This window comes from Rhodococcus sp. 05-2254-2 (assembly GCF_002259095.1).
In the GTDB taxonomy this organism is placed as follows: domain Bacteria; phylum Actinomycetota; class Actinomycetes; order Mycobacteriales; family Mycobacteriaceae; genus Rhodococcoides.
Genome location: NZ_NOZJ01000013.1, coordinates 66,839 through 81,323, shown reverse-complemented (window position 1 = coordinate 81,323; position 14,485 = coordinate 66,839). Strand labels below are relative to the sequence as shown.

The window sequence follows — 14,485 nt, the reverse complement described above, 5'->3', positions numbered from 1 at the left end:
CATCGACGGGATGCATCTCGCCGAACGTTCGTTGATCAGCGAGCGCGAGGACATGTATTCCACTCGCGTGGTGACGGTCAGGCTGTGGAGTCGCCGCCGGGTACAGCCCAGTACGGTGGCCGCTTTTCGGAGAATGCGAGCATGCCCTCTTGCGCCTCCGGGGAAGCGAAGTAAGACGCGGTCAGATTCAGCATCTGGGCGAATTGTTCGGCCAGGGTGGTCGCCGAGGGATGAAGCATCTTCTTGACGCCAGCAAGGGCCCGTGGAGCGCCGAGTCCGATTGTTTCGGTGAGTCGGGCGACCGCGGTATCGAGACCGTCAGCTGTGGCGACCTCACTGAGCAGACCGATTCGAGCCGCGTGCTGGGCATCGAAAGTCTCACCGGTCAGGAACAAGCGATGCAGATCTACCGATGCCACGCGCAGTCGAAGCGGCACCGAGATGACTGCGGGAACCACCCCGATCCTCGTCTCGCTGAAGCCGAGTGTCACGGTGTCCGCGGCAACCGCGAAGTCGCATGACGCCACCAGCCCGATACCTCCGGCACGGGCCGGGCCTCTCAGTACAGCGATCATTGGCTTCGGGGAAGTCAACAGCATCGTCATCAGATCGACGAGCTCCTGCCCGGACCGCGAGGTGTCGCCGGTGCGGGCTTCCTTCAGGTCTGCGCCGGCGCAGAACACCGAACCGGTGTGGGTGAGAACCACAACGCGGGTGGCCTCGTCGTCGATTGCGGTGCGCACGTGACCGAGTAGATCGGATCGAAGTTGTGCCGAGAGTGCGTTCCGGTTCTTCGGCGAGTCGAGAGTGACGACGGAGACTCCGCCTTCGGTCGCGAGGTGCGCTAGTTCCGAATTGTGCTCAGGTGCGCTCATCGCGATGCCTGCTTGTCTTCTGAGGGAGCAGATTTAGGCGCGGACGGCGGATTGTCGATGAAGGCCGCGGGGATGTCGTGATGGCGGGCGCGAACGAACTCGCCGAGTCCCTTCCCCTGCGAGTCGAGATTGAGGTTGGCTGCGACCCCTCTGCCGAGTAGTCCGACGATGGTCACTCCGCATGCGCGCAGATGCGGCAATTCCCACATACGTAACGAGCACTCCGCAGCTTCTGGGATCAGAGCCCGAATCGCGTCCTCGGTCCACCAGGACCTGAGCCAGTCGTGCTCCCGATCGTCGCGGGCCCACAGGCCGAGGGTGGCGTTGCCGGCTTTGTCACCGGACCGTGCCCCTACGACTGTGCCCAGCGGTTGGCGCACGGTCGGGCCGAATTCAGTCACTTGCGCTCCGACGACAGGTGCTTCGATCGGTTCTGCGGGCGGTGTGGTGGGAGCCGGGGCAACCTCGAACTGCTTGTCTCCCAGAGTTACCCGCTGATGGAAGGCGTCTGCAGGCATCAGCGTCGGCCAGAATACGGTGACTTCGCTGCCTGCCGCAGGCGGACCGGTGAAGTACAGGCCCGGATAACTCGCAAGTCCGGTCTCGATCGCTGCCCGCGGGAAAGCGCGAACCTTTTCCGGGGAGGCATCCGTGACCGAAATGGTCAGCAAGGCAACGGCTTCGTTCATGCTCGCTGGATCGGACTTGTCGGCACGGAGGAGTCGGACCGTCACCATCTCGAAGGCTTTTTCGCCGCCGGCGATATTTGCCCACATCGCGCGCTGGGCAAGCTCTGCCTTGGCCTCGATGTTGGCACCGGTAAGCACGAACGTCACCTCGTTGCGCCATCCTCCGGAGACCAGTGCGCCCACCTTGATCGTTGCGGGTGCCGCTTCGCCGCGCACTCCCGAGATCTGAACGCGGTCCGTATCGAGCTGGGTGAGCCGAGCGGTGTCGAGCCGGGTGATGACGTCGGGGTTGGCGTATCGCGGTCCGTCGATTTCGTAGAGTAGCTGCGCAGTCACCGTTTCCACGGTCACCGCGCCTCCTGTGCCCGGGTGTTTGGTGATGACGCATGAACCGTCGGCGGCAATCTCTGCGATCGGGAAGCCGACGTGGGCCATGCCGTCCAACTCGGAGAAGAACGAGAAGTTTCCGCCGGTGGCTTGTGCCCCGCACTCGATGACGTGTCCCGCGGTAACGGCTCCGGCCAACGCATCCCAGTCGGTCCTCGACCAGCCGAAGTGCCACGCGGCCGGCCCGATGATGATGGCTGCGTCGGTGACTCGGCCGGTGACGACAACATCGGCTCCGGCATTGAGCGCCTCCTTGATTCCCCAGGCTCCGAGGTATGCGCTGACGACGTCGGGCTCGCGGTCGATGTCGGCGAACGATTGCCCGGTGTCGAGGTGTGGTGCGTCCCAGCCACTTCGGCGGGCAAGTGCGAAGGCGTCGGTGGCGTCGTCACCGTCGACGACGGCGACCCGGACGGTTCGGCCGGCGCTTTGGGCGATGCGCCTTATCTCTTCGGCACAGGCGTGCGGGTTCAGACCACCTGCGTTGGAGACTATTTTGATGTGCCGGTCCAGGCAGGTGGCGAGCACGTCCTCCAGTTGCCGTACGAATGTGCGTGCGAATCCGGCTTCGAGGGAGCGTTTACGTTGTTTGACGAGAACGCCCATGGTCAGTTCCGCGAGCCAGTCACCGGTGAGTACGTCGACGGGTCCGCCGTCGACGATCTCGCGGGCCGCGGCGAGGCGGTCGCCGAAGAAGCCGGAGCAGTTGGCTATCCGCAGGGGGCGTGATTCGCTCATGAGGGATCCACCGCCGACAGAGTCACCAGAACGGTATGAGCCTCGACGTATTGGCCTACCTCCACGTGGATGTGCTCGACGGTTCCGTCCATCGCGGCCGTCGCCGGGTGTTCCATCTTCATCGCTTCGACCGTGACCAGCTTCTGTCCAGCGGTGACGACATCGCCGATCTTCACGGCGATGGCAACGACTGTGCCGGGAATTTCGTTGACCGGACCCAACGCGGTTGCCGCTCCGGAATCAGGATCAGGAAGGCGAGGAGAACGCCGCCAACCCGACTGACTGCTCGAATCGTTGACCCAGATCGACTCGTCAGGATGGGTGACGACCGTGCAGGGATAGTCGACTCCGTCGTACTGCACTCGTACCGAGTCGGACGTGAGATCGAGGAGGCGAAACTCATGCCGTGTCCCGTCGATCTCCAGCTCGAGGTCGGCGTCCCCTGACCAACCATTCTGGTGGTAGCCGATCTCGATGGCAGTGTCGTCTCCGAGACGGTGCCAGGTGGCGTGCGTGAGCGTCCGGGCGGCGAGCGGCCGGAATCCGGGACGGGCATGACCACGCATCGGGTCGTGGGCGGCGCGTCTCGAGGTGGACACGGCCACCGCCGCTGCGAGGTGTACCCGCTCAGCGGTCCTGGCAGCAGGATTCAGCAGGTGGGGATGATTGTCGAGAAAGTCGGTACGGGTGGCTCCGTCGAGGAAATCCGGATCACGGAGCAGCGCTGCCAGGAAGCTGCGGTTGGTCGTGACACCGTGCACGTGAGTGGCGTCGATGGCCGAGGCGAGCGCGAATGCTGCGTCGGTTCTGTTCCCGGCATGAGCGACGATTTTGGCGATCATCGGGTCGTAGAACGGGGAAATCTCGGCCGGGGCGACTATTCCGTCCTCGTATCGGAGTCCGATGCGGTCGGGATGGCTGTAACGGTGCAACTGTCCTGGAGTCGGGAGGTAGTCGTTCGCAGGGTCTTCGGCGTAGAGCCGTACTTCGATTGCGTGCCCGTCGATTCGGACGTCGCTCTGCTCGAATCCCAATGTTTCACCGCGCGCCACGCGCAATTGGAGTGCGACCAAGTCCATTCCGGTCACTTCTTCGGTGACGGGGTGCTCGACCTGTAGGCGGGTGTTCATCTCGAGGAAGTAGAAGCCTCCGGTCTCGTCGTCGTAGAGGTATTCCACTGTGCCGGCACCGACATACCCGAGCTCACGGACGAGTGACACTGCGGTCGAGCCCATTCGTTCGCGCGCGTCGGGTCCGATGACGGGTGAGGGTGCTTCTTCGAGCACCTTCTGATGGCGACGCTGAATGGAGCACTCGCGTTCTCCGAGATGCACTGCGTTGCCGTGCTTGTCGCCAAAAACCTGGATTTCGATGTGTCGTGAATACCGCAGGTACTTCTCGAGGAATACGGTCGAGTTGCCGAACAAGTTCGCGCCTTCTCGGCGCGAGGAGGCCACTCCGTCGATGAGGTCCTCGGAACGTTCGATCAGGCGCATTCCCTTGCCGCCGCCTCCTGCCACGGCTTTGGCCAATAGCGGATATCCCACTTCGGCTGCTGCGCTCTCCCATTCCGAGGTGTCGTCTCCGGTGATGACCGCGTCGGGCAGGACTGGCACGTCTGCTTTGCGCGCCCATTCCTTCGCGCGGTCCTTGAGACCCATCACGCGCATCGATTGCGCATTCGGGCCGACGAAATTGATGCCGGCCGCTTCGCATGCCTCGGCGAATTCGGGGTTCTCCGAGAGGAACCCGTAGCCGGGGTGGACGGCGTCGGCACCGGTGCGCCGGGCGGCGTCGAGGATCTTGTCGACTTTCAGATAGGAATCGGCGCTGCTGGACCCGCCGATTGCGACGGCGAAATCGGCGTCGGTGACGTGCGGGGATCGCGCGTCGGGATCCGAGTAGACCGCGACGGTGCGAATACCCATCGCGCGGGCGGTGCGGATGACACGCCGTGCGATCTCGCCGCGGTTGGCGACGAGCAATGTATTGATCGGTGTGTGGTTCACGGAAGTCTCACAATCGGAACGTAGCGAACCGGGACGTCCCGGTCACCGGTGCGGAATGTACGGCGGACAGGGCGAGGCCGAGAACGGCGCGGGTATCGCGAGGATCGATGATTCCGTCGTCCCACAGTCGTCCGGTGGCGTATACAGCACCGGACTGACTCTCGATCAAGTCTTCGATCTCGCGGCGGACCCTGGCGTCGTCGGCGTCGCTGAACTCGGTGCCGGCACGCTGAGCTGCTGTTTTCTTGATGATGGACATGACCCCGCCGAGCTGTGCTCCGCCCATGACTGCGATGCGGTGGTTGGGCCAGGTGAAGACGAATCGCGGGTCGTATGCGCGGCCCGACATCGCGTAGTTTCCCGCGCCGTACGAAGCGCCGATCATCAAAGTCACATGGGGGACAGTGGAATTGGAGACAGCATTGATCAGCTTCGAGCCATCCTTGATGATCCCACCGCGTTCGGCTGCCGAGCCGACCATGAAGCCGGTGATGTTCTGGATGAACAGCAACGGGATATCGCGTGAATTCGCCAGCTGAATGAAATGCGCCCCTTTGTTCGCTTCATCCGAGAACAAGATTCCGTTGTTGGCGATGACACCTACCGGGAATCCCGCGATCGAGGCCCAGCCGGTGACCAACTGAGTGCCGAACAGTGGTTTGAACTCGTCGAAGCGGGAGCCGTCCAACACGCGAGCAAGAATCTCCCTCACCTCCACCGATCGCTTCGAGTCGGCTGCAGCGCACGCGAGCAGCTCGCTCTGGTCGTGAACCGGAGGATCAGCGGGCAGAGTGGCCCCCGGGCCGGCTTTGGTCCACTGCAGATCCGCCACGATCTGACGCCCCAATCGCAGGGCGTCGCGCTCGTCCTCGGCAAGGTAATCTGCCAACCCGGATACGCGGGCGTGCATTTCGGCACCACCGAGCGATTCGTCGTCGATCTCCTCGTTGATCGCCATCTTCACCAGAGGAGGTCCGCCGAGGTAGACGGTGGCAGCTTCCTTGACGAGGACCGTGTATTGGCTCATACCGGGCACATAGGCACCACCCGCGGTCGAACTGCCGAACACCAACGAGATGGTGGGAATGCCCGATGCTGTGAGCCGGGTGATCTCGCGAAAGCTGCGCCCGCCGTTCACGAAAATATCTGCCTGCTTGGGTAAATCCGCGCCGCCGGATTCGACGAGCGTGATCACAGGTAGCCGGTTCCGGGCCGCGATGTCGAGAGCTCGGAGTTGTTTCGCCACCGCGTCGGGGTTGAGTGAGCCACCCTTCACCGTCGGCTGGTTGGCGATGATCATGCACTCGACACCGCTGACGGGTCCGATGCCGGTGATGAGCCGGCCGCCGGGCTGTTCGTCCGGGTCGTGTGCCCCTGCGTAAGTGGACAGTTCGAGGAACGGGGCGTCTTCGTCGAGCAGCAGATCGACGCGCTCGCGTGCGAGCAGTTTGCCGCGACCGCGATGGCGTTGGACTGCCTTCTCTCCGCCCGACGCAAGGACGCGATCAGCAAGAGCGGACAGAGGTTCCAGAGCGTCCAGCATCGCGGAACGGTCGAGCAGAAATTGCTCCGACCTGACGTCGAATCGTGTGGGTATGACCGTCATTGGTGCACCTCGATGAGTCGGAGATTCAGGGGTAGGCAGCGTCTCGTCAACTGAGGGCATCAGCGCCGAGCGATCGGCAGAGATGCACCGACCTCGGTTGCATCGATGAGCTACATCCATCGAGACCTACACAACACCAAGTTGACTGACAAATCAAGTACGAATCCGCTGAAGATGGGTTCTACCTGGACGACTAGGTAGTCGCCCCTGATCGGCTAACCATGGACTGATCGGATCATCAACTATGGGCCCGCTGTGTCCGACTCTCGAACCGGACACCCTTTCGCTTGAGCCTTTCACCTCAGATTGCTGCAGTACTACGCCATGTAGGAAGGGGATATGAAGGGGGTTGTGCTCATCGATGAAGTTGACCCTGATGTCGATCTTGAGCAGTCGCGAGTACGTGCATTTCCTAGCCTTACTGGTAGCGACCGCAAAACTCCGATGGCTTCCTGGGCTCTCCGACGGCGATGGGGTCGAGGCATTGGGCGGCGCTCACATCGCTCGAGTCGGGGCATCTCGAGTCGCAGATCCTCGGCCACTTATTGCAGGAGGTGAGGATTGTTTCGAAGGGCTGACGCTGACCTCGGTTTCATCGGTGGTCGTAAGCGGTCTGAAGTCGGCAGCACTACACATGAATTGATACTCGGACGTGATCCGGACCAGTCGAGAGGTGATCCTGGGCGGGTTACGGGGTGGTGTTTCCAGCTCCTGGCGGTGCCGGACAGTGTGCTGGTGCACGCGCATGGCACAGGTGCCAGTGCACAGGGCTGACGACGACGCGGTAGACCATTGGCGCTCGCTCACTGTGCCTGAAGTTTTTGACTTCGGTACCAGTCGAACCCGCGATCGGGTCTTGACTCTGCAGTCAAGTGATGATTAAATGTGATCCAGATCGCACCCTCGGGATAAGGGGAAGACATTCGTGCCAGATATGCCGATGCGGTGGGTCGAATCAGGCAATGCGGCAACTGCCTAAAGCCGGCAGCGATCAGCGTGTGGCTGGCCTCGGACGAGTCGAAGTACGTGTCCGGCCAAGAATTGGCTATCGATGGCGGTCACATGTTGTTGCCCGGCCTCAACATGGCCAATATCGCCGAGGCGGCAGCGGCAGCCAACGGCTAGCAGCCTGACCAAATCGTGGTCCCGGACCGGTTGGACCCAGGAGCGCATGCTGAACCGAACCGGCCCGGACCAGTTTCAACCACCCAACCTTCAGTTCGACCCAACTCGTCCCGGCCGCCGCCATTAGTCCGAATCGCAAGGAATACCGTTGAATAGCAATATTATTCAGAGCAAGTCGTCAGTGCAGCCGACCACACTGCCCGGGTTGCTCAGCGATGCATTGCCCGGGCACGAGTCGTTATTTCTGCTGTGTTCGGATCGAAACTGGACTTACGCAGAGTTCTCCCGCACGGTCGACAGCCTTGCCTCGGGTCTTCTTTCACTGGGGATCCGACGCGGCGATCGCGTGGCCATTGCCGCACCCAACTCGGCGCAGTGGCTTCTTACGTGGTTCGCAGTCACCAAAATCGGTGCCGTTCTCGTCACGCTCAACGCGGCATACCGTGAGCGGGAATTCCGCTTCATGCTCAATCAGTCCGGGGCTGTCATGTTGATCAGCTGTGCTCGGGATGGCGAGTTCGACTTCGTCGATTTCTTGGACGAGCTGAGGCCACGTATTCCCACGGTGAGCCACTACGTCTTTCTTGGAGAGCTCGGATTCGAGGATAGCCGCCAGTGGGAGGATCTCTTGGTCGACGACGTCGACATTCAGGCGCTTACCCACGCCGAATCCTTGGTGGAAGAGCATGATCCGGCGGTGATTCTGTACACCTCGGGAACTACCGGAGATCCCAAGGGTGCCACGTTGACCCACGCCAGCATCATTGCCTCCGCGCGCGCTCAAGCTGCACACCTCGATCAAACAAGCGACGACGTAGCGATCGGACACATGCCCCTCAACCACGTCGGCGGCATGACGTGCACTGTGGCTGCCGCCATGAGTGTGCGAGGCAAAGTAGCACTCTTGCCCAGATACAGCCCGACCGTGGCTCTGCAGGCTATCGAGCGGCACGCAGTGACGATATTCATCGGGGTACCCACTATGTACACCTTGGTATTGGATCTTCCGGAGTTTGCTGCTAGGGACACCTCCTCAATCCGCACGTGCGTGATCGGCGGTTCCAACGTGGAACCGGCAATGGGACGGCGCATTCTCGACACATTCCCGGGCTCGCGGTTGGCCAACTTGTACGGACTTTCCGAAACGTCCGGAGGATGCATAATTTCTGCTGCAGACGACGACTTGGCCACTCTCGTCGAGACGCTCGGCGTCGGTATCGGTGACTTCGAGGTCCGCGTCACCGACGACGAGCACAACCCGCTGCCGTCGGGCAGTGAAGGTGAGTTACATATTCGAGGTAGGTGCGTAACCAGTGGGTACTGGGGAAACCCGGTCGAAACCGCCAAAGCGTTCCTCGATGACGGGTGGCTGGTGACCGGGGACATTGCTGTCATTCGGTCGGATGGGCGAGTAGCCCTGTGCGGACGGCAGAAAGAGATGTACGTGCGTAGTGGCTACAACGTGTATCCCGTGGAAATCGAAAATGTGCTGGCCGCAGACGAGACGGTTGCGATGTGCGCTGTCGTCGGCGCACCCGACACACTGCTCGGCGAAGTCGGGTACGCGTACGTGGTCCCGGTGCCGGGGAGCATCGTCGATGTCGATGCATTACTGGCCAAGTGTGCTAGCCAACTGGCCCGCTACAAGATCCCTGCCCGAATCCACATTGTGCAATCGTTGCCGCTGACTCCCTCCGGCAAAATCAAGAAGGTTGAGTTGCAGTCGGCGGCACGGGCGGCGGCGGAATCGAGTTGAGCGTTCTCGTTGTCGTCGTGAAGGTCTCGACAATCTGGGCGGACAGGAGAACCCCAATACCGTGCGCCTCTATCCCTGCTGGTATTGGTCGAACGGGTTGTCCTCGGAAGCTGCGCGCAGCGCAACGCTCGGATACCGCTGCTCGTATCAACGCTGAACTTGTACGTCTTGCAGGTGCCTCACTGTAAGGGGCGCATTTGTGAGCGCGACTCGTCAACTACGCACGGTGTTTGACGTCACGTCGACCCGACTTCGGAGTCGTCCTGCGAAAAAACGCTTGGATTGCTCCGAACGGTGTCCAATCCAGGTCTATCTAATTTGCTCTGAAAGGTCGTCGAATCGTCTCGGCTATCGTCCACTCGATTAGGGCGGAGTTTGCCGATCGGGATGCCCGGAAGTGAATGTAGTCGTATGCGGAGACGACTCCAGCACGCAGGAAGGGGTCTTGGTCCATCAGAGCCTTGACATGGTCCAAGTGCGCGAGAGGTTCCATCGGCCGGCGATCTGTTCCGCACCGATTCCTGGATTGGGAAAATCGTCCCCGAAACGCTGCGCGTCATTCCCGGCTCGCTTCATTTGCCGGACGCCGGGGCTGTTACGTGTTGTCACTCACTACTGAGACGATTCGCCAGGCGGCAGCATCTCGTGCCAGTAGAAAAACGTCGATAGCGTTTGATGGTTCTTGGTGGGTGAAGTTCATCGTAAAATTCTGGTGCACTACCGCGACGGAGCCGAATATCTCAACGGTTCGGTTTGTTGGCGTCTCTGTATAGCCGTGGTCGCTGAGGCCGTGTTGCATCTGCGCTTGGCTGTATTCTTCCAGGCTCATGACGGTGATTGCGTCGTCCTGTGGAAAAACGCGGAGCGCAAGGGTTGCAGATGGGACGAACAACCGGCAGAAGTCCTGCCATTGAGGCTGCTCTCCTGGCTCGAATCCGATCAGTTCGTAAGCTTCGTCGACGATCGAGCCGATACGTTCTTTCTCGGTCACTGGATCACCCGCGCATACAGTGTCGGGCCGATCTTCGGCAGTGCAGCGTAGGGTCCAGTGTGCGCTCCGAGATCCTCGACGTTGGCCTTCGCTTTGTGGTGCTTACCGTTATGGGGCATGCCTCGTCCTTTCGGAGCGCTTGGTGCGTAGTTCACGCCGTAGCCGGCCGGGGATCGATGACGAAAGCTCCGATGTCGCGGTGTGCAAGCGCCTCGCTGATGTTGCCGTGCAACAACTCTCGTGCTTCGATGTTCGATCTCAGGTGGGCGTCCATGTGTGCCGTGATGAGACCTCGCCACGCCTGATGCGCCATGGCACCTGGGACAATTTCGTCCGCAGGTACGACCGATGCGGCGACGAGTTGCCAGTTGCCGCATTCGCGTTGTGGGAAGAGTGCGGCAATTCGGTGTGCGAATTCGCGCAGCCACTCTTGGCCGGTGTCGATGTCGTCCACGAAGTGGTTGTGATCGGCGGATTGCAGCACCACCATTTGGCGATCTTGGGTAGGGACACGACGGAGAAGTTCCAGTTGACCGTCGAGCGGCAGGAGCGCATCGCGATCGGCGGCGAGTAGGAGTGTTGCAGCCGGCTGCTTCCAGTCCAGGTCCAGGAGTGCCCTGAACAGGTTGGATTCGTTCGGGATGACGGGGGAGCGCCCGCCGGCGGGGCACATGGGGACGATGGCGGCGATCCGGGCGTCGCTCGCCGGTGCTTGGAGTGAACTCCAGCCTCCGAAGCTTGCGCCAGTGATACCTACCGCGCTGACGTCGACATCGAGGGATGCTTCGGCTCGGTCGACGAGGAAGGTGATGTCGCCCTTCCGAGCATCTGCGATTGCTGTCAGGTGATCGTGGAGCGCGCGCGGGTCGGTGGGCTGTGTCTGTGCTGACAAGAATGCGTCGACGTCGGTGTAGGTGCTCAGGACCACATCCGGCGAGACAACGATGTATCCGTGACTGGCCAGGTGGGTTCCGATGAACGTCGACTCGCGCCGAAAGCCGGCCCAGCCGTGGATCAGCAGAATCAAACGGTGGGGTCCGGGAACTGCCGGTGCGTTGCGGATCGCTGCTTGTCTCGAGAGCTCGACGTCCGTGTCGTTCTCTGTGACCCAGCCTGGGGTGAACGAGTCCTGTCGTTGAGGATCTAGGTCGTGGCCGCGGACTTCGTCTGTGGCCGGGTACCAAATTTCGACAGGTAGTTCGCGGTTGCGCTCGTTATCGCACCACGAGTCCGTGAGAACGCCTACCGGATAATGCCCGCGATCGAATGAGTTGTAGGTCACGAATGCTCCTGGTTGTGCTGATCTGACGGTGTTCTCGGGTGCGCACGGTGCGGGTTCGTGTGATCGCGGCGGAGGAGTGCCCACGCCATCCCGCCGAGGAAGAGAAGGAACATGAGGGCCGAAACAATCACGTTGGCGGCACCGGTGCGTGCGGTGAACAGTTCGATATTTGCGATGATTGCCGCGATGACTGCTGCCAGGCAAGCGGCGGCCAGTCCTGAGGTGACGAGGACGACGGTTCTGGTTCGGGATGGGGTCCGACGATAGAAATAGCAGATGATTGCGATGCCGGCCAGAAGTTCGAGGAGAGGAATGCCGATGATGGCGGGGGTACTTCCAAGGATGTACAGATCGAGGTAGGGATCCCCGTTGAAGAATGCGAAAGCGGCGATGACGACGAAAGTCAGTGCGGTATGCGACACGCTTGCTTTCCACGGCGTTCCCGACTTCTGGCGAGTTGTGTTGAGCCACTTCGGTGCCATGCCGTTCGACCCTATCGTCGCCAGGTACCGCGCGGTGGCGTTGTGGAACGCGAGGATGGAAGCGAACCAGCTCGCAACTATCAAGACCTCGAATACTCTGACTGCCCAGGTGCCGACATATGTCTGGGTCGCTGTGAAGAACATGGTTGTCGGATCTGTGGCGGCGGCCGAGACTGCACCGATATTTCCATACGCGGTGATCAATGCCCAAGTAACAAAGGAATACAATGCCGCCAGCGCCACTATCACGAGGAATGTTGCACGTGCGATGGAATGCTTGTTCTTAACTTCATCGGAATAGATTGCAGTCGCCTCGAAGCCTGCGAAGGCAGCAAAGGTAACTGCGAACATTGCACCGCTGTGCCCTCCGAAGACTTCCTTCGGTTGCCAGGGTGCGATCGAGGGGCCCTCTGCCCCTCCTTGCCACACAATGACGCAGGCCACTACGAGGAGCATGGCGATCTCGACGACGATAATGGCCCCGAGGATCTTGGCGTTGGCTTCGATCCTCAGGATGCCGAACACACCCATCAATGCTGCGACTCCGAGCGCCCATACGATCCAGGGCACCTCGAAGCCCAGCAGATCTTGACTTGCGATGTCCGCGAACACGGCGAACGCACCGGTGGCGCCGATCGCTGCGAGGGCGTAGGTCGCCACTGCGACGTACGCGGCTCCCACTCCTGGGACCCGGCCGATGCCTTCGACAACGAATTCGTAGAGTCCGCCGACCTGTTGGACCCGTTGGGCCATGGCGACGAAACCGACGGCGAAGAGCAACAGGACGACAGCGGTGACGATGAAGGCGCCCACCGTGCCGATGCCCCCGCGTCCGATGGCCAGGGGAACGGCACTGAGCACGAACCCCACGGGAGCCGCAGCTGCCACGACGAAGAAGAGCAAGTGCGGGGTGCCGAGGGTTTTTCGGCGAGAGGGCTGCGCGGGAATCTCTGCGTTGTGCTCGATCGCGGCCATGGGTGCTCCTCCAGAAGCAATCGTGACTCGGAGGTCTTCGCGCCGTTGGGAAGTCATTCCAAGCGTCGCCAAATCGTTTTGGCGATTGCCGAGGAGTGTGCCAAATCGTTTTTGCGTTTGTCAAGCGGTGCGATAGTGTCACGAGCATGGCGGGCGGCGGTCGAGCGAAGATCACTGACGTTGCGAGAGCAGCGGGAGTCTCTGTCACGACGGTCTCGCATGCGTTGAACGGTAAAGGGCGGGTCGATGCACAGACCCGTAGCCATGTTCAGCAGGTGGCCGCGCAGCTGCAGTACGTGCCGTCCCGGGCAGCTCGTCACCTTGTAGCCGGTGGTTCGGATGTGGTCGGGCTGACATTTCCGTCGATCGCCCGCTTGCCCATCGGCGAGTTGATGAGCACGGATTGGTATTCGCAGGTTGCCCTGACGGCGAGTCAGGCCGCCTTCGAGCATGGCGGAGCTCTCACGCTCCTGCCGCCGTTCGTCGAGACGATGAACTTGTCGAAATTCGGCCTGCGCGGGGTAGTGGTGCTCGAGCCCACGAGGGGCGACTTGCGCACCGAGATGCTCCGACAGTCGGCGATCCCGTACGTCACGATGGGCCTCGACCCAGGCCATCCAGACGTGCTCACCGTGACCCCGGATACGGCCCACGGTATCGAAAAACTCTTGTCACATCTACGAGCCATGGGAGCTCGGCGGATCGCTGTTCTGTCCACCGATAGCGGATGGCATAACGAGGTTGTTGCGGCTGAGGCGGCGCGCGAGTGGGCAATCGCGAACAGATGCGCTCTCGACCTTCGGACGGTCGCTCTGGCCGAACAAGACACTCGCGCTGGGATTGTCGGTGCCGCGCAAGCTGCTGCATACGACCTCCTCACGGGTGACGAGGTCCCGGACGCAATTGTCGGTCTGTTCGAGGACTTCGGTATCGGCATCCTCGACGCCGCTTCCCAGCTAGGCCTGCGTGTGCCGGCAGATTTGCTTGTCGCTCAAGATGTCGACGGCTTCAAAGCTCAGCATTCGCGCCCACCGATCACTGCGCTCGACTTGCACGCAAGTGAGCAGGTCGCTTCGGCGATCGATCTTCTCATCTCCGATTCCCCGTCCGCGTCGATCACGGTACCCACCACTCTTCGGATCCGGGAATCCTCGAGCCGCTGAGCATCGAAGCGGGACCCCCTTGCGCCCCGCTTCGCCTACCTTCACCGCGGAGACCAAACGCGTCCTCCGCTGACCTCTCGAAGGCATCTTTCGACGGTCTCGAAATCGACGTGCCTTGTTCGTGCAGTGCGAATATCTCTATGTCCTCTTCCCAGTGAGCATGAGATCGCGGGTCTCCTTTGGGGTGCTGGTGCGTGATTAGAGACCATCTGCCTCCGGGGAGACCCGCCCTCGTCGGCGGCGTCACACGGGTGGGAATTTCAGTAAGCGTCAGTGGGGAATTCCGATGAGCGCAGTCAGATGCAGGCGAGATACCCGGAAGACTCCGTACCGTCACCTTGCAAAATAGGGGCCATTGCGGCGACGGCGATGTTGCGTCGAGAGTCGTCGTCGGTCTAATCGGCACG

Annotated in this window: 11 protein-coding genes; 3 read left to right on the top strand and 8 right to left on the bottom strand. The window is 61.4% G+C overall.

What is annotated here, in order from left to right:
* Nucleotides 1-77 precede the first annotated feature (77 nt).
* The 4 genes from CH283_RS18415 to CH283_RS18400 are packed head-to-tail and all read right to left on the bottom strand — an operon-like array spanning nt 78 to nt 6,304.
* The gene (locus tag CH283_RS18415; protein ID WP_094638245.1) at nt 78-875 is read right to left on the bottom strand and encodes an enoyl-CoA hydratase-related protein; all 798 of its coding nucleotides are present in this window, start codon (nt 873-875) and stop codon (nt 78-80) included.
* Nucleotides 872-2,689 carry an acyclic terpene utilization AtuA family protein gene (locus CH283_RS18410; RefSeq protein ID WP_094638244.1) on the bottom strand — a complete coding sequence of 606 codons (1,818 nt, stop codon included), beginning with the start codon at nt 2,687-2,689 and terminating at the stop codon, nt 872-874. The genes CH283_RS18415 and CH283_RS18410 overlap by 4 nt, the downstream gene beginning before the upstream one ends.
* A complete protein-coding gene (locus CH283_RS18405; protein WP_217901123.1) occupies nt 2,686-4,698 on the bottom strand; it encodes an ATP-binding protein in 2,013 nt (670 codons plus the stop codon). The genes CH283_RS18410 and CH283_RS18405 overlap by 4 nt, the downstream gene beginning before the upstream one ends.
* A 7-nt stretch (nt 4,699-4,705) precedes the next feature.
* Complete coding sequence (locus CH283_RS18400) at nt 4,706-6,304, bottom strand: acyl-CoA carboxylase subunit beta (RefSeq protein WP_094638243.1); 1,599 nt, start codon at nt 6,302-6,304, stop codon at nt 4,706-4,708.
* Between the two features lie 996 nt (nt 6,305-7,300).
* Here CH283_RS18400 and CH283_RS28800 point away from each other — a divergent pair.
* Together CH283_RS28800 and CH283_RS18390 are read left to right on the top strand one after the other, a co-directional pair.
* Complete coding sequence (locus tag CH283_RS28800) at nt 7,301-7,429, top strand: hypothetical protein (RefSeq protein ID WP_255183260.1); 129 nt, start codon at nt 7,301-7,303, stop codon at nt 7,427-7,429.
* A 148-nt stretch (nt 7,430-7,577) separates the two neighbouring features.
* Nucleotides 7,578-9,185, top strand: coding sequence for a class I adenylate-forming enzyme family protein (locus CH283_RS18390; protein ID WP_094638242.1), 1,608 nt, complete (start codon nt 7,578-7,580; stop codon nt 9,183-9,185).
* Between the two features lie 595 nt (nt 9,186-9,780).
* Here CH283_RS18390 and CH283_RS18385 read toward each other — a convergent pair.
* Genes CH283_RS18385 through CH283_RS18375 form a run of 4 tightly spaced genes read right to left on the bottom strand, consistent with a single transcriptional unit; the run spans nt 9,781 to nt 12,915 of the window.
* Nucleotides 9,781-10,176 (bottom strand): hypothetical protein, encoded by a 396-nt coding sequence (locus tag CH283_RS18385; RefSeq protein WP_094638241.1) that lies wholly within the window; start codon nt 10,174-10,176, stop codon nt 9,781-9,783.
* Entirely contained in the window at nt 10,173-10,295 is a 123-nt protein-coding gene (locus CH283_RS28795; RefSeq protein WP_255183259.1) for a hypothetical protein, read from the bottom strand. The genes CH283_RS18385 and CH283_RS28795 overlap by 4 nt, the downstream gene beginning before the upstream one ends.
* A 32-nt stretch (nt 10,296-10,327) precedes the next feature.
* Nucleotides 10,328-11,458 (bottom strand): alpha/beta hydrolase family protein, encoded by a 1,131-nt coding sequence (locus tag CH283_RS18380; protein WP_176460317.1) that lies wholly within the window; start codon nt 11,456-11,458, stop codon nt 10,328-10,330.
* Nucleotides 11,455-12,915, bottom strand: coding sequence for an APC family permease (locus tag CH283_RS18375; RefSeq protein WP_176460316.1), 1,461 nt, complete (start codon nt 12,913-12,915; stop codon nt 11,455-11,457). Before CH283_RS18375 ends, CH283_RS18380 begins: the two co-directional genes overlap by 4 nt.
* 146 nt (nt 12,916-13,061) lie before the next feature.
* Between CH283_RS18375 and CH283_RS18370 the strand changes: the two genes are divergently transcribed.
* On the top strand, nt 13,062-14,078 hold the full coding sequence (locus CH283_RS18370; protein WP_094638239.1) for a LacI family DNA-binding transcriptional regulator: 1,017 nt from the start codon (nt 13,062-13,064) through the stop codon (nt 14,076-14,078).
* The last annotated feature ends 407 nt before the right edge of the window (nt 14,079-14,485 follow it).